We start from the raw sequence: 16,639 nt of genomic DNA on the forward strand, positions 1-16,639 counted from the left end.
CCCTATTCTTCCTCGTAATTCTGGTACAGGAAATCGTTATAGGGAAAACGGGTGATATGGATCTCTTTCACCTTGTCGTAGATGATTTCCTTCAGGGCGTCGATATTTGTTTTCTCCCTGGCAGAAATAAAGATACAGTTCTCCTTCATCTTGTGCATCCAGGTCTGTTTCAATTCCTCAAGTGTGTAATTTTCGCGTTTCTTGGGTGTGAGGTCGTCTTCATCCTTTACCACATGTGAAAATGCATCGATTTTGTTAAAGACCAGGAGAGTGGGCTTTTCGGTCTCATCAATGTCAAACAGGGTCTTTTCCACCACCTCTATCTGTTCCTCAAAAGCGGGATGGGAAATATCCACCACATGAACCAGGATATCGGCTTCGCGCACCTCGTCGAGTGTCGACTTGAACGACTCGATCAGGTGGGTGGGGAGCTTGCGGATAAAACCGACCGTGTCGGTCAGCAGGAACGGCAGGTTCTCGATGGTTACCTTGCGTACGGTAGTGTCGAGTGTGGCAAAAAGTTTATTTTCGGCAAACACCTCACTCTTGCTCAGGAGTGTCATCAGGGTGGATTTCCCCACGTTGGTATATCCCACGAGCGCCACACGCACTAATTTTCCCCGGTTCTTGCGCTGGACAGTTTTCTGCTTGTCGATCTCTTTCAGTTCCTCTTTCAGGCGGGAGATCTTATCGAGGATGATACGGCGGTCGGTCTCCAACTGCGTTTCCCCCGGGCCGCGCATGATGGTGCCGCCGCCACCCCGTTGCCGTTCGAGATGCGTCCACATACGCGTAAGCCGCGGTAACAGATACTGGTACTGAGCCAGTTCTACCTGCGCCTTGGCATGCGCCGTCTGGGCGCGCATGGCGAATATGTCGAGAATCAGGCTGGTACGATCCATGATGCGTATTTCAAGCTCCTTCTCGATATTGCGAAGTTGACGGGCCGACAATTCATCATCGAAGATAACCACACCAATCTCATTCTCATCCTCTTTCACGTAGTTTTCGATCTCTTCCAACTTCCCTTTTCCCACAAACGTTACTGTATTGGGTATTTCTAAGCGCTGCACAAAACGTTTCACAGGGATAAGTCCGGCTGTCTCCGCCAGAAAGGCCAGTTCGTCGAGGTATTCATTCACCCTCTCTTCGTTCTGATCAGGTGTGATAAGCCCTACCAGTACGGCATTTTCTTTTTTTATTTCGTTAGTAATGAAATCTTTCATTTTTTTGTCAGATTCAGTATTTGGCTTACGTCAATTGTGAATTCTCAATCTCATTTCTTCTCTTTTATGCTCTATCCCTAATTTCAATTAAATCCATTCTCCCACTCTCCCTCTTTTCCATTTTTCTACTCTCCCTCTTGTCCTCTTTTCCACTTTCCCACTTTCTCACTTTTCCTCTTTCAATACTAAAACCAGAATCCAATTCCTGCACTGAAAACCACTTGGGAATAATCCGGAATGAACTGGTATTTTAGTTCGAAGTTGGCCCTTACCCTGTAAGCGATATCATGTTGTACTCCCAGGCCAAGGTTGGCGCCCAAACGGTGTTTTTTCCGACTCCCATGGGCAAGGTCGCTCTCCTTTGAAGCATTATACTTCCATTGAGAGTAATGAAGACCGGCAATCGGATATAATGAAGCCGAGTAAGAAACCGGAAAAATATAATGCGCGTCGGCATCCGTCATCCACATACCCTCTCCTTTCCGTTCCAGGAAATAGGTGAATGATGGGGTGAAGCGTATATTATTTGTATAATAATAATGGGCATGTATACCCCCTCCTATGCTGTTGATTTCCGCTCCATATCCTGCGTGTGCGCCTAATCCGAAGGTGCCTTCGAATTGTGCCTGTATTTTTGGAATGAAAAACAGGTGAGAAAGGAAAATTAAAATAAATATTCGTCTCATATTTTAAGAACAAAGAATAAAGAATAAAGAATAAAGACTTTCTGAGACAAGAATTGGCAGCCAAGACGAGACTAATGTGCTAATTTATCAATGTGTCGATGTGCTAATGAAATCATTATATCATCCAATTTCATTGTCCCATTATTCCCATTGGCACATTATTCACATTATTCACATTATTCCCATTATTCCCATTGTCCCATTATTCCCATTAGTAAATCATCCCGCTTCCCAGGCAAAGTCTTTTCTCTTTGTCGTATATTACCCCGAACTGGCCGGCGGCGATCCCCTGTACCGGTTCGGAGGAATGGATGCGATACATGTCGCCGACTCTTGAAATTCTCCCCGTTGTGAAATCGGGCGTATGTCTTATTTTGAAGGTAATCTCTTTGTCATCATCAAAATCACCCCAAACATCTTTGGTGATAAATTCAAATCCCTGCAGGTTGATGAGTTCTCCGTACTGATGTTTTGTGTCATAGCCTTTGGAGACATAGACAATATTGCGCTGTATATCCTTCTTGATAACGAACCAGGGGCCACCGCTCAATCCGAGCCCTTTACGCTGGCCGATGGTGTGGAACCAGAACCCATGATGTTTTCCCAGAATATTCCCTGTCTCCAATTCTACGATAAGCCCTTCTTTTCTACCTAAGTAACGCTCTATAAATTCATTGTAGTTGACTTTCCCCAGGAAGCAAATTCCCTGGCTGTCTTTGCGTTGGGCCGAAGGCAATTTTTCGCGGGCGGCAATGGCGCGCACTTCCGACTTAAGCAGATTGCCGATCGGGAACATCAGTTTTGAAACCTGCAGATAGCTTATCTGTCCCAGAAAGTAGGTCTGATCCTTCACCCGATCTTTCGCGGTGGAGAGCCAAACCAATCCATCTTGTTCCGTGGTGGTGGCATAGTGACCGGTCGCTATCTTATCGAACTGATGACCCCATTTCTGTTCAAAAACACCGAATTTGATCAGTTTATTGCACATCATATCGGGATTGGGAGTCAACCCCCGCTTTACCGAGTCGATGGTATAGCGAACCACACTGTCCCAATATTCCTCGTGCAACGAAACGATCTCAAAACGACAACCATATTTTCTTGCGATGAACGACACGATCTCAATGTCTTCCTCCGACGGGCAATCGATATAGCCGTCCTTGTCTTCCATCCCTATTTTTATATAATAGATGGTGGGATTGTACCCCATCTCTTTTAGCTGATGTACTACAACCGAGCTGTCCACCCCGCCTGATACCAGTGCTGCAATTTCCATTCTTGCATCGAATTTAATACGCAAAGGTACAAATAAGAATCGAATCGGGGAAAATGGGCTGTTTATTTGCTGTTGGAAACGAGAATGATAACCATTCTAGCGTAAGAAAATGATTAAAAGCGAGTTCCATACGATACCTTTTAAATAAATAATTTTAATCGTATGAAGTAAGCGGAAAAGAAAAAATAGTATTACCTTTACAACTTCGGAATGGTATATCATTAATCCATTACTGAGATCTTTTGCCGCGGGACTTTTTTATCATCCAATTGCAGCGTCCCCGAAGCCGATTCGGGATTTGAGAGAGAAAAAGAAAAAAACGATATAAATGACTTACAAATGGAATTATTCAACCCTTACAAACGACCAAAAAAATAAAAAAAATGAACTAGCGAAAGAATTAAACTTGCATCCCGTTCTTGCTGAATTGCTTATCAAAAGAGGTATAGAGACAAAAGAGAAAGCAATCGCTTTTTTGCATCCAAAGCTCAAGGATTTGCATGACCCTTTTCTGTTACCTGATATGGATGTGGCCATCCGGCGGATTGAACAGGCTCTGGGTAATAAGGAGCGAATTCTTATTTATGGAGATTATGATGTGGATGGTACAACCGCTGTTTCGTTGGTGTACAAATTCTTTCGGGGAATTACAAGTAATATTGATTATTATATTCCAGACCGGTACGATGAAGGGTATGGCATTTCGTTCCAAGGAATCGATTATGCCGTGGAGACAGGCGTAAAGCTCATTGTCTCTCTTGATTGTGGCATTAAGGCGGTAAGCAAGGTTGCCTATGCCAAAGAAAAAGGCATTGATTTTATTATTTGTGATCATCATATGCCGGATGATCATCTTCCGGATGCCGTAGCTGTTGTCGATGCCAAGCGGCTCGATTCCATCTATCCCTACGACGACCTGTCGGGTTGCGGTGTCGGTTTTAAATTAGTACACGCTTTCTCACAGCGGAACGGCTATCCTTTTTCTGATATCGAACCGCTGCTCGATCTGGTGGCAGTAAGTATCGCGTCCGATATTGTCCCGCTTACGGGTGAGAACCGCATCCTGATGCACCATGGACTAAAGCAACTCAACTCTAATCCCAGCTTCGGATTACGGGGTATCATCGAGATATGTGGGCTACAGCGAAAGCAGATCACTGTCAACGATATCGTCTTTAAGATAGGACCCCGTATCAATGCCTCGGGCCGGATGATGAACGGGAAAGAGGCGGTCGATCTGATGATTGAGAATGATATGACTTCTGCCAGGGAGAAAAGCAAGCATATTGATAAATATAACGAAGACCGGCGTGAACTGGATAAGAAGATCACCGACGAGGCCATAGCATATATCGATAACCATATCGATATGATTCAGCAGAAGAGTATTGTAATCTATAATGAAACGTGGCACAAGGGAATTGTGGGTATTGTGGCTTCGCGGTTAACCGAGAAATATTACCGGCCGGCGGTCGTTCTCACCAAATCGGGCGGGATGATTTCCGGATCAGCCCGTTCCGTACCCGGATTTGATGTCTATAAAGCGATTGAATCGTGTCGTGATATCCTGGAAAATTTTGGAGGCCATACCTATGCCGCGGGGTTGACGTTGCGGGAAGAGAGCCTGCAGGCATTTACCGAGCGGTTTAATATGCTCTCTTTTGATGGTGTCGAGGCGCGAATGATGTTGCCACAGATTACGGTCGATGCGGAGATATCACTCTCACAAATCAGTCCGGCGATGAGCACCGGCCTCGATTTGTTCAATCCTTTCGGGCCGGAAAATGAAAATCCTATATTTCTTACCAGAGGGGTGTATGATACCGGAAACAGCAGGCTTGTAGGGAGAGAGAGCCGTCATATTAAGCTGGAGGTCGTGGATAAAACCACTGACAGGCCCTTTTCCGGTATTGCTTTTAGCCAGCATGATTTCTTTCAACGTATCAAAGCAGGCCTGCCGGTCGACATTTGTTACACAATCGAAGAAAACAGGCATGGCAGCAAATCTTTTACTCAGCTTATCATAAAGGACATAAAAGGGTAAACAGCACAGGGTGTTTGCGTATGCAACCGGATCTATTTCATAACATACTGCGTGAAAACTGGGGGTATTCCTCATTTCGGCCTTTGCAGGAAGAAATTATCCAGTCGGTATGGGAAGGACGGGACACTTTGGGGTTAATGCCCACCGGCGGCGGTAAATCATTAACCTTTCAGGTGCCGGTGATGGCAATGAAAGGGATTTGTCTGGTCGTCACGCCATTGATAGCCTTGATGAAAGATCAGGTGGACAATCTCCGTGAGCGGGGCATCAAGGCGGCAGCCGTCTATTCCGGAATGTCGCGTGAAGATATTATTACCACCCTCGAGAACTGTATTTTCGGAGATTATAAATTTCTCTATGTCTCCCCCGAGCGTCTTTCTTCCGAGATTTTTATTGCAAAGCTGCGGGCCATGGATGTCTGCCTTTTAGTGGTGGATGAATCCCATTGTATCTCACAATGGGGGTATGATTTCCGTCCCTCCTACCTGAAAATCGCGGAGATCCGTAATTTATTGGAAGGTGTTCCCTTGCTGGCACTTACCGCTACGGCTACCAAGGAGGTGGTAGATGATATTCAGGAGAAGCTGCTCTTCAAGGAAAAAAATGTATTCCGTGTAAGTTTTGAACGAGAGAATCTTTCGTATGTGGTACGGACTGTGGAGGACAAAACGAGGGGATTGTTACATATTCTTCAATCGGTTCCCGGATCGGCCATCGTGTATGTGAGGAGCCGGCAAAAGACGGCGGAGGTTGCCCAATCACTCCGCAAAGCGGGTATTCCGGCCGATTTCTTCCATGCCGGCCTTTCTTATGAGAATAAGGTGTTCCGGCAGAACGCCTGGAAGATGAATGAGTGCAGGGTGATGGTAGCCACCAATGCTTTCGGAATGGGGATCGATAAGCCCGATGTGCGGGTGGTGGTGCATTTGGACTTACCCAATTCGCTCGAAGAGTATTTTCAGGAAGCAGGCCGCGCAGGCCGCGACGGGGAACGTTCGTACGCCATTATTCTATATGAGAAGGCCGATAGCGCCAAGTTGAAAAAGCGGATTGCAGACTCGTTTCCTCCCCGGGATTTTATACTGCGGGTGTATGAAGCATTGGGAAATTATTACCAGATAGCCGTCGGGGCCGGGTACAATAATGCATATGATTTCACTCTTCCGGAGTTTTGCCAGCCATACAAACTCCCTTTCCTGCAAACCCATCATGCGCTGAAAATACTGGAACTGGCCGGTTATATCGAATATACGGAAGAGATAGATGTGCGTTCCCGGGTGCGATTCCTGGTCTACCGCGACGAGATCTATTCGCTGCATCTGGACAAAGAAATGGATGCCCTTTCGCATGCTATCCTACGTAACTACACAGGTGTTTTTTCGGATGATGTCTATATTGACGAGTCGTTGCTTGCCTTGAAAATTGGAAAAAGCCGCCGGGAGGTGTGTGAAATGCTCGTCGCTCTTTCCCGCGCAAAATATATCCGCTATATACCACAGAAGAAAACACCCTTTGTGGTGTTTACCACTTCACGTGAGGAGAATCATTTCGTCACCATCCCCCGAACAGTTTATGAAGAGCGAAAAAAACGTTTTGAGAAACGAATTTTCTCTATGATCGATTACGCCGAGTCTACGGATATATGCCGTAGCAGGATGTTGCTGATCTATTTCGGAGAACTTTCCGCGAAAGATTGCGGCCACTGCGATGTTTGTCTGAAGAAGAGTGCGGCCGGCCTGCCCAACTACCTGTTCCGTCAGATCGCGGACAAGTTGAGGGATACTTTACAACGACAGGTATCTTTGCGGTTCAATGAGCTTATTGATGCTGTTTTGGATGAAAACGAAAATTCGGACGAAAACCGGGAGAGAGTCATTCCGGTACTCCGATTTTTGATCGATGCGGGAGAGTTTACCTTGACAGACGATGTGGTGACTTCCGTAAAGAAAGTGGAAAACCAAAAAGAATAAGGCGTGTGCGTTATATTAAAACGATCAAGGATTGGATATGATTGAATTGAAAGAAAATAATAATTTTTATGTCATCACAGGTGGCCCGGGAGTGGGGAAAACCACTTTGTTAGAGGAATTGAAGAATAGAAATTTTCAAATAGTTCCTGAAATTGCTCGTGAATTGATAAAAGAACAACAAGCAAAGAATGGAAAAGCGCTACCCTGGAAAGACAAGAATTTGTATAAGGAAATGATGTTTGAACGTTCGATAAATAGTTTTGAGCAAATTGAAAAAAACTTGAATGATAAAAAACCTGTTTTTTTCGATCGTGGATTTTTAGATGCAATTTGTTACGCGGAATTAATTCAATCGGAAATAAGCGAACGAATGAAATCTTATGCGGAAAATTGGAAATACAATGAAAATGTTTTCATGCTTCCCCCTTGGCGGGAAATTTACCAAACCGATAACGAACGAAAACAAGAATGGAAAGAAGCCGTTTTGACATTTGAAAAAATGTGCGGAACCTACGAAAGTTACGGATACAATATTATCGAAATACCAAAAAAATCCGTGAGGGAAAGAGCCGATTTCATCTCGGAATTTATCAAAGAAAACGATAAATAAAAATGCGAACGCGCACAATGGCCATACGTCGTGATGCGATAAAAAAATCATGCCCACACGCATCACCGGCTACGTTCAGCCCAAAGCCGAATGGTTCGGCACAACCGGCAAACACGGGGAATTGAACATTGACTGGGGCGGATTCTTGCCGGTGGATGCCCGATAATCCGTAATATTGGTAAGTAAAACCGTAATATGTGTTACAACTTATCGATGGATTAATCGCATCTTTGCGAATATAAAATTTATAACCGAATGAAGACTCAACTCATTTGGGATGTAGAAACATCGGGCACCCCAATGTCAAACCCTAAACATCAATGACATATGTTGAAGATAGTCAGACGGATACTCGCCACGGTGTTCTTTGCCGGCGTTACATTGTTGTTTCTCGATTTCACGGGAACACTGCACAGAGGATTTGGCTGGATGGCAAAACTGCAATTCATTCCCGCCGTTTTAGCCGTAAACGTCGCGGTCGTTTTGCTGCTCGTGGCATTGACCTTGCTTTTCGGACGGATTTACTGCTCGGTAATTTGTCCGCTTGGCGTGTTTCAGGACGGCGTATCCAACCTGTCGGCGCGGCGCAAGGGAAAGAAAAACCGTTTCCGCTACTCGCCGGCAATGTCGTGGTTGCGATACGGCGTGTTGGCGCTGTTTGTTGTGATGTTGGTGGCCGGCGTGAACGTTGCTGTTTCGTTGCTCGACCCGTACGGCGTTTACGGGCGTATGGCATCTAACTTCCTGTCACCCGTTTATCGACTGGCAAACAACCTGTTGGCGTGGTTTTCCGAACGTGTGGACAGTTATGTCTTTTACTCCACCGATGTGTGGATAAAAGGGTGGATTACCTTCGGCATGGCCGTTGTGATGTTCGGCGTGGTCGGTTTTTTGGCTTGGCGGAACGGACGCGCATATTGCAACACGGTTTGCCCGGTGGGAACCATGCTCGGTTTCCTGTCGCGGTTTTCGCTGTTCAGAATGGCTTTCGATACCGAAAAATGCACCCGGTGCAACGCCTGCGAACGCCGCTGCAAATCGTCATGCATCGATGTGAAAACAATGACCATCGACCACAGCCGTTGCGTAACCTGTTTCAATTGTATTGAGCGGTGCAAGTTCGGCGCGATGAATTATGCCCCTGTAAAATGGGGCCGGAAAAGGGGGGAAAAACCATCGTCCGGTCAAACCCCTGTTTCTGCAACGGTAAACACGGATAGTCAAAACACCATGTCGCGGCGCAATGCCCTTTCCGCCATTACGTTTTTGGCGGCGGGCACCGTGCTGAAAGCGCAGGAGCAGGCCGTTGAAGTGCGTGGCGATGGCGGATTGGCCGAAATCATGGACAAAAAGAACATTGCCCGACAAACTCCCATCGTACCGCCCGGCTCAATGGGCGCCCGCCATATGAAACAGCACTGCACGGCATGCCAATTGTGCGTATCGGCTTGTCCCAACAATATTTTACGTCCTTCCAACAAACTGGCCACGTTGATGCAACCCGAAATGTCGTACGAGCGCGGCTATTGCCGTCCCGAGTGCGTGGAATGCTCGCACGTGTGCCCCACCGGGGCCATTAAACCGATTTCGGCAGCCGACAAATCCGCCATCGCCATCGGACTGGCCGTGTGGGTGAGCGACCGTTGCGTGGTGAACACCGATGGGGTGCAATGCCACAATTGCCAGCGGCATTGCCCCACGGGCGCCATCACATTGGTTGACCGTGACCCGGGTTACAGCGATTCGCTCAAAGTGCCCGTCGTGGACAAGGAGCTGTGCATCGGCTGCGGCGCGTGCGAAAACCTCTGTCCCGCACGCCCGTACAGCGCCATTTATGTGGAAGGAAACGTAAGGCATCACCAAATTTAATCCGACTTTTATGATGGAAAAAAAGAAAAGCAACAGCGATAAAATGGGCCGCCGAAGCTTCCTGAAAACCTTGGGTGCCGGCTCGGTTGCCACCACGGCCGCGCTGTCGGGGTGCAAACCTTCAGGCGGCGGGGGCGCTTCCGGAGGAACAGCCCTCGCCGAAGTTCCTACGGATAAAATGACCTACCGCGTCTCGCCCACCACGGGCGACCGCGTGTCGTTACTCGGCTACGGCTGCATGCGCTGGCCCCTGCGTCAAAAAGCCGATGGTTCGGGCGAAGAAATAGACCAGGATGCAGTGAACGAATTAGTGGATTACGCCATCGCGCACGGCGTCAATTATTTCGACACGGCGCCGGTGTATGTGCGCGGCTGGTCGGAAACGGCTACCGGAATCGCGCTCAAACGCCACCCGCGCGACAAGTTTTTTATCGCCACCAAAATGTCCACCCACCGCGATGACCCGCAACTGCGCAGTTTTGAAGGTTCGCGCGCCATGTACGAGCAGTCGTTCCGCAATTTGCAGGTCGATTACATTGATTACTACCTGCTTCACGGCGTGGGTATCGGCGGAATGGCACCGCTTCGCGAACGGTTTTACGACAACGGGATGCTCGATTTCCTCATCAAAGAGCGTGCGTTGGGCCGTATCCGCAACCTCGGATGGTCGTTTCACGGCGAACAGGAAGTGTTCGATTTCCTGTTGGCCGAACAAGACGCAGGACACGTGCGGTGGGATTTTGCGCAGATTCAGTTGAATTACATCGATTGGAAACATGCGTCGGGCTGGAACATCAACGCCGAATACCTATTGGGCGAGTTGGAAAAACGCGACATTCCCGCCGTGATTATGGAACCGCTCTTGGGCGGACGGCTCTCACGCTTGGGTTCCGAAGCGTTGCACATTCTGCAGGAAATGCGTCCGCAAGACAGCGCCGCTTCGTGGGCTTTCCGTTACGCAGGCACGCCCGAAAGCGTGCTCACCGTACTCAGCGGCATGGTATATATGGAGCATTTGCAGGAAAACGTGCGCACCTATTCGCCCCTCGTGCCGGTAAACGCCGAAGAAAACGGCGCGTTGGAAAAGGTGGCGGAAATCATGCTCAACGCCGATTATGTGCAGTGCACCGAATGCCAATATTGCATGCCGTGCCCGTACGGGGTGGATATCCCGGGGGTTTTCGGGCATTACAACCGCATCATCAGTGCGGGCAAACGGCTCAAAAGCTCCAACGATGAAAATTACCGTAAAGCCCGCCGCGATTTCCTTGTGGGTTACGACCGCAACATACCCAAATTTCGTCAGGCCAACCACTGCATCGGATGCGAAATCTGCAAACCCCACTGTCCGCAAACCATTGACATCCCCAACGAGATGCGGCGGATTGATGTATACACTGAACAATTAAAACAAGGAGTGGAGTTCAGCAACGAGCAATTGGCAATTAAGAGATAATTTCAAAACAGTTTCTAAAAACAGCCTGAAAATTCTCTATTATGAGAATATAAATAAAAAGGCTATGGTTAACCTCAAAATTTGTGATCTGGATAATGAGACGTTTTGGACGTCGTTTTCCCAAAAGAAAAACACTTACCGAAATTCATCGATAAGTGCTTGATTGTTAGCGTGACTCCGACAGGATTCAAACCTGTAACCTTCTGATCCGTAGTCAGATGCTCTATTCAGTTAAGCTACGGAGCCCTCATTTGCGGGTACAAAAATACACTATTTTTGTCAAACCGCAAAATAATTTGATGAATTGTTACATGGGCATAGACATAGACGCCTACGGAGACTCCGCCATGGCGGAAACAAATGAAATCTCCAGGATTATTTTAATCCTCAAAGGTTTCATTTATGGAAATAAAACAATAAAATAATCGTATGAATAGTTTGTTAATTTTCTGAATTATTGTAACTTTGCAGTCCGATTATTAGTTTTTATCAATTAAGAGTTTGATTCATAGCTTTTTATTTGCCGAAACCCACCTTAGCCGGGCAAGATAAGGAGCTGTGGGGTCAACTTCACAGTAATTTACTAATTAAAATCAACAAAAGTGGATACACTAAGTTATAAAACTATTTCTGTAAACAAGGAAACGGCACAGAAAGAATGGGTTGAAATTGATGCCACCGGACAACCGTTGGGCCGCCTCTGTTCCAAAGTAGCCAAACTGCTGAGAGGAAAGTACAAGGCAAGCTTTACCCCGCATGTGGATTGTGGTGACAATGTCATCATCCTGAATGCCGACAAGGTTGCCCTTTCGGGTAACAAATGGACAGATCGCATTTATTTGCGTTATTCGGGTTATCCCGGCGGGCAACGCGAATATACTCCTGCCGATTTGATGGCAAAAGGTCCCGACAGACTTTTCAGAAAAGTGGTAAAAGGGATGCTGCCGAAAAATAAATTAGGCGATGCTATCATCAAGAACATGTATGTTTACGCAGGAGACCAACATCCCCATCAGGCCCAGAAACCCAAGAAATTAGATATTAATACGCTTAAATAATATGGAAGCAGTAAATGCATTAGGAAGACGCAAAGCAGCCGTAGCGCGTGTTTTTGTCACAGAAGGTACCGGTAAGATTGTCATCAATAAACGCGATCTGGAGAACTATTTCCCCTCTTCTATCCTTCAATTCATCGTGAAACAGCCGCTCAACACCCTGAACGTATCGGATAAATACGACATCAGGATCAACCTCGACGGCGGTGGTTACAAAGGACAATCGGAAGCAGCCCGATTAGGTATTGCCCGTGCGTTGGTGAAAATCAATGCCGAAGATAAACCCGCCTTGAGAGCCGCGGGATTCATGACCCGTGACCCCCGCGTGGTGGAAAGAAAGAAGCCGGGACAGCCCAAAGCCAGGAAAAGATTCCAGTTCTCCAAGCGTTAATACGCTGGCTGTACGATCAGGAAGATTGCCGGTTACCGGCAGCGCTCTTCCGGTTGAGCTGATAAGGGCCGCTTAGCGGCTATAACGTTTAGTATCTAAATCGTAAGGACGTTATCCGACATCAATGAAGAATTGGGGTAATTTACCTTACGATTCGGTTTAGAAAAAGAATGTAAACGAATAAATTAAAAATCAAAAATGGCAAAATTAGAATTTGACCAACTTCTTGAGGCCGGAGCGCATTTCGGTCACTTAAAAAGAAAATGGAATCCCGCAATGGCTCCTTATATCTTTATGGAGCGTAACGGAATCCATATTATTGACCTGTACAAAACTATCGCTAAGGCAGAAGAAGCCGCCGCCGCTTTAAGACAGATTGCCAAAGCAGGTAAGAAAATACTCTTTGTCGCCACTAAAAAGCAGGCGAAACCTGTGGTGGAAGAAAAAGCGCAAAGCGTGAATATGCCTTATGTGATCGAACGCTGGCCGGGTGGTATGCTCACCAATTTTCCCACTATTCGCAAGGCAGTGAAGAAAATGGGTGGCATCGATAAGATGATCAAAGATGGCACCTTCGATACGCTCTCTAAACGTGAGAAACTGCAAATTACCCGTCAACGCGCTAAGCTCGAGAAGATGCTGGGCTCCATTCAGGATCTTACCCGTCTTCCTTCTGCAATTTTTGTTGTGGATGTCATGAAAGAGCAGATTGCGGTGAAAGAAGCTGAACGTCTCGGTATTCCTGTATTTGGCATTGTAGATACCAATTCCGATCCTTCCAATATCGATTTTGTCATACCTGCTAACGACGATGCCGCCAAAGCGGTTGACCTGATCCTCGGTTTCCTTTGTGATTCCATTAAAGAGGGATTGGATGAGCGTAAAGTGGAGAAAGCCGACGCCGCCGCTGCCGAGGAGCAGGACGAAGAGGCTCCGCAACGCCGGGAACGCAAATCGAAAGCAGCCAAGAAAGAGCGCGTGAAGAAAGAAGATACCGAAGCGATGAAAGCTGCCGTAGTGAGCAAGTTCGCAAAGGACGTGGAAGTGGACGAATAAGATTATAATAAAAATATAAGTATATAGAATATGGCAGTAACAATGGCAGATATCCAGCATCTACGCAAAATGACCGGTGCGGGGATGATGGATTGCAAAAATGCGCTGAATGAGGCGAACGGAGATTTCGATGGAGCCATGGAAATAATCCGTAAAAAAGGACAGGCTGTGGCTGCAAAACGTGAAGATCGCGAAGCATCCGAAGGTTGCGTCTTGGCAAAGACAGAAGGTGATTTTGCCGCGGTAGTCGCATTGCAGTGCGAGACAGACTTTGTGGCAAAGAATGAGGAATTCATCGCTTTGACACAGCAGATCCTTGATGCGGCCATCGCCCGCAAACCGGAGAGTCTTGAACAACTACTTGCAGTCGAGCTTCCTAACGGCACGGTGGCACAACTGATTACCGATAAGATCGGGGCCACGGGTGAAAAAATGGAATTGGGTTTCTACGAATACATTACCGCTCCCTATGTTACCTCTTATATCCATATGGGTAACAAGCTGGCCACCATCGTCGGTTTTAATAAGGCTGATGTGGATGAGCACGTAGCGAAAGATGTGGCAATGCAGGTCGCTGCCATGAATCCGATTTCCGTCACACCCGAAGGTATTCCGGCCGAAGTGAAGGAAAAGGAATTGGAAATCGCACGCGACAAAGCACGCGAGGCCGGTAAACCGGAAAACCTGCTCGACAGGATTGCGGAAGGAGCATTGCAGAAGTTCTACAAGGAATCGACTCTTCTTCAACAGGAATATGTGAAAGACGCCAAGAAGACCATTGAGCAGTTTCTGAAAGAAAGCGACAAAGAGTTATCTGTGACTACATTCAAACGTGTATCGTTGAACGTGTGAGAAATATTTTTGTGATTAAATACAGAAGCGCCCCGGAAGTTTTTTCGGGGCGTTTTTGGTAATTGCCAATAATTAGCGAATCTGCACATCCTTGAACCAACAAATCATCACACCAACAAATCATCACACCAACCAACGACCCACGTAAGCACATGGTCGGGATGTACTTCATAGTGTATATTGAAAGTGCGGTTATGGTCGGTTCTGGTTTCCGCGGCTGTTATGATTCCTTTGGATGCGGGAATGAATGGCTGGATGTGGAGATGGTGCTTGAAATGGATTTCGTTTTCTTCCATCAGTTTGAACATGCTCTCTTTTGCCGACCAATGCAATAGTTGATGTACTGTCTTCTGTGAAGGATCGATATACTCGTTATCCCCGATGAATTTGTGGGCTACTTTTCTTACCCGCTCCGACCGGATCTCGATATCGATCCCTACCGGGCAGGTTTCATGCAGATAAATGGCAGCATAATCTTTTGTGTGGGAGATGCTGATATGGTATGTTCCGTCTTGCAAATAGGGTTTGCCGTCCGCGCGATTAAGGATGGTTTTTTCCTCGTGCAACAGCATGAATAACAGAATACGGGTGGAGAGCCACTCAATGGTACGTCTTTCGGAACGGATAGTTTTCACATGTTCAACCGCGTCGAAGCGCATATGTCCCGGAAGAAGCCCTAAGAGTTCCTCACGCGATTCATCCATTTTCCAGATTCCCAGCAATCCCTCGCTGTCGGTATGTTCTCTTCTGATCAGCATTATTCCTCACGATTTACTCTTGGAGGGATATAGCGCACCTTGGTGATCCTTTTTTTACTCAGATCCTCTGCCTGGAAAGTATGTTTTTTATAGACAAAACTCTCCTTACGCTTTGGGAAATCACCTTTCAACTCCAACAACAGCCCGGCAAGGGTATCCACCTCTTCAGACATCTTCTCGAAATCTTTTGCGGGTAGCCGGGTGATCTTGATAAAATCCTCTAACTGGGTTTTTCCTTCAAAGATGTAAGAACCATCGGCCTGGATCGTGTAAAAAGGCAGCTCCTCGTCATATTCATCACTGATATCGCCGACAATTTCCTCAAGGATATCTTCCATGGTGACCAATCCCGATGTGCCTCCATATTCATCCACGACAATAGCCATATGGATCTTCTGGGTGCGGAATTCTTCCAGCAGGTCGTCGATACGTTTTGTCCTCGGCACGAAATAAGCCGGTCGGATCAGCGTCTGCCATTTAAAAGTGGGCGCTTTCCCTAGGTGGGGTAGCAGATCTTTTACATAGAGGATCCCTTTGATATTATCAGCATTTTCCTCAAATACGGGAATACGTGAAAAACCGGCATCCACGATAAAGTCAATCACTTCGGTGAAGGGTTTTTGCAATTCAATGGCCACCATATCACTTCTGGAGACTAACACATCGTCTACCAGTTTGTCTTTGAAACGGATGATACCCTCGAGCATCTCTTTCTCTTGTTCATGGGTAATCTCGTTAGACCTGATCTCAAGAGCCTTGGAGAGATCGTTTGCCGACATCTCGGGTTGCCATGAAGATGCCGGACGGCTAAACGTAGCCGCATTTTTTGCAAGCAAGGACGAAAAGGGGGCCATCAGTATGTTTGTCAGACGGATAAACGAACTGTTGTTCACGGCGAACTTCAGTGGATATCGCGATGCATAGAGTCGCGGGAGTATATTGGTCAGTAACAGAATGACAAAGATAGTGACAATCATTCCTGGCACAGAGATATTTATGTTGTTTCCCCCAAAAAGGGATGAGCGGTTCAGCAAGTAAATAACCAGTACGGTAATGCTTACTTGGAGGAATAATTGAGCCACTACAAGGGATGCCAGTAATTTTTCCGGTTTCTTGAGCAGATTTGAAATACGGATCTTTTTCGGCTCTCCAGAGGTATGGAGGTTGTCGGCAAATCTCTTTTCGAGTAGGGTGAAAGCCACTTCAGCACCCGAAACAATCGCATTTGAGATAATAAGCAGGAGAAGCAGTGCCCCAATGAGATAATCGGGCAATAGATGCAGATTTGCCGTCAGGTATATATTTAATAACGATAATGGGTCAGGGTCCAAGTGGTAATTTTTTAGTGAAACAAAGAGAGAATGCTTTAGCGCTTGATTCCCAGCAGGGA

Annotated in this window: 14 protein-coding genes and 1 tRNA gene; 9 read left to right on the forward strand and 6 right to left on the reverse strand. The window is 46.8% G+C overall.

Features of this window, described 5'->3' with window-relative positions; translation table 11 throughout:
- Positions 1-2 precede the first annotated feature (2 nt).
- The 3 genes from hflX to mnmA all read right to left on the reverse strand — a co-directional run bounded on the left by hflX (position 3) and on the right by mnmA (position 3,188).
- The gene (gene hflX, locus D7D25_RS09370) at positions 3-1,226 is read right to left on the reverse strand and encodes a GTPase HflX (RefSeq protein ID WP_122968707.1); all 1,224 of its coding nucleotides are present in this window, start codon (positions 1,224-1,226) and stop codon (positions 3-5) included.
- A gap of 185 nt (positions 1,227-1,411) precedes the next feature.
- On the reverse strand, positions 1,412-1,912 hold the full coding sequence (locus D7D25_RS09375; RefSeq protein ID WP_122968708.1) for an outer membrane beta-barrel protein: 501 nt from the start codon (positions 1,910-1,912) through the stop codon (positions 1,412-1,414).
- A 211-nt stretch (positions 1,913-2,123) separates the two neighbouring features.
- Positions 2,124-3,188, reverse strand: a complete 1,065-nt coding sequence (gene mnmA, locus D7D25_RS09380; RefSeq protein WP_122968709.1) for a tRNA 2-thiouridine(34) synthase MnmA — start codon at positions 3,186-3,188, stop codon at positions 2,124-2,126.
- 328 nt (positions 3,189-3,516) lie between these two features.
- On the opposite strand from mnmA, the gene recJ reads away from it, so the two are divergent.
- The 5 genes from recJ (at position 3,517) to D7D25_RS09405 (ending at position 11,137) form a co-directional block, all read left to right on the forward strand.
- On the forward strand, positions 3,517-5,232 hold the full coding sequence (gene recJ, locus D7D25_RS09385) for a single-stranded-DNA-specific exonuclease RecJ (protein ID WP_122968710.1): 1,716 nt from the start codon (positions 3,517-3,519) through the stop codon (positions 5,230-5,232).
- A gap of 20 nt (positions 5,233-5,252) precedes the next feature.
- On the forward strand, positions 5,253-7,202 hold the full coding sequence (locus tag D7D25_RS09390) for an ATP-dependent DNA helicase RecQ (RefSeq protein ID WP_122968711.1): 1,950 nt from the start codon (positions 5,253-5,255) through the stop codon (positions 7,200-7,202).
- 37 nt (positions 7,203-7,239) lie between these two features.
- Positions 7,240-7,812 (forward strand): AAA family ATPase, encoded by a 573-nt coding sequence (locus D7D25_RS09395; RefSeq protein ID WP_122968712.1) that lies wholly within the window; start codon positions 7,240-7,242, stop codon positions 7,810-7,812.
- Between the two features lie 327 nt (positions 7,813-8,139).
- Positions 8,140-9,681, forward strand: coding sequence for a 4Fe-4S binding protein (locus D7D25_RS09400; protein WP_122968713.1), 1,542 nt, complete (start codon positions 8,140-8,142; stop codon positions 9,679-9,681).
- A gap of 10 nt (positions 9,682-9,691) precedes the next feature.
- Complete coding sequence (locus tag D7D25_RS09405) at positions 9,692-11,137, forward strand: aldo/keto reductase (RefSeq protein ID WP_122968714.1); 1,446 nt, start codon at positions 9,692-9,694, stop codon at positions 11,135-11,137.
- Between the two features lie 172 nt (positions 11,138-11,309).
- On the opposite strand, the gene D7D25_RS09410 is transcribed toward D7D25_RS09405, so the two are convergent.
- Positions 11,310-11,383, reverse strand: a tRNA-Arg gene (locus D7D25_RS09410).
- A 356-nt stretch (positions 11,384-11,739) separates the two neighbouring features.
- Between D7D25_RS09410 and rplM the strand changes: the two genes are divergently transcribed.
- The 4 genes from rplM to tsf all read left to right on the forward strand — a co-directional run bounded on the left by rplM (position 11,740) and on the right by tsf (position 14,491).
- The gene (gene rplM / locus D7D25_RS09415) at positions 11,740-12,195 is read left to right on the forward strand and encodes a 50S ribosomal protein L13 (protein ID WP_122968715.1); all 456 of its coding nucleotides are present in this window, start codon (positions 11,740-11,742) and stop codon (positions 12,193-12,195) included.
- Between the two features lies 1 nt (position 12,196).
- Positions 12,197-12,583, forward strand: coding sequence for a 30S ribosomal protein S9 (rpsI, locus tag D7D25_RS09420; RefSeq protein WP_122968716.1), 387 nt, complete (start codon positions 12,197-12,199; stop codon positions 12,581-12,583).
- 198 nt (positions 12,584-12,781) lie between these two features.
- Entirely contained in the window at positions 12,782-13,639 is an 858-nt protein-coding gene (gene rpsB / locus D7D25_RS09425) for a 30S ribosomal protein S2 (RefSeq protein WP_122968717.1), read from the forward strand.
- Between the two features lie 30 nt (positions 13,640-13,669).
- A complete protein-coding gene (gene tsf, locus D7D25_RS09430; RefSeq protein ID WP_122968718.1) occupies positions 13,670-14,491 on the forward strand; it encodes a translation elongation factor Ts in 822 nt (273 codons plus the stop codon).
- 107 nt (positions 14,492-14,598) lie between these two features.
- Here the strand turns inward: tsf and D7D25_RS09435 are convergent, their stop codons facing one another.
- Both D7D25_RS09435 and gldE read right to left on the reverse strand, forming a co-directional pair.
- Positions 14,599-15,249 carry a 4'-phosphopantetheinyl transferase superfamily protein gene (locus D7D25_RS09435; protein WP_122968719.1) on the reverse strand — a complete coding sequence of 217 codons (651 nt, stop codon included), beginning with the start codon at positions 15,247-15,249 and terminating at the stop codon, positions 14,599-14,601.
- A complete protein-coding gene (gene gldE / locus D7D25_RS09440) occupies positions 15,249-16,580 on the reverse strand; it encodes a gliding motility-associated protein GldE (protein ID WP_158602588.1) in 1,332 nt (443 codons plus the stop codon). The genes D7D25_RS09435 and gldE overlap by 1 nt, the downstream gene beginning before the upstream one ends.
- Between the last annotated feature and the right edge of the window lie 59 nt (positions 16,581-16,639).

The sequence above is a fragment of the Proteiniphilum sp. X52 genome (assembly GCF_003712195.1).
Lineage (GTDB): Bacteria > Bacteroidota > Bacteroidia > Bacteroidales > Dysgonomonadaceae > Proteiniphilum.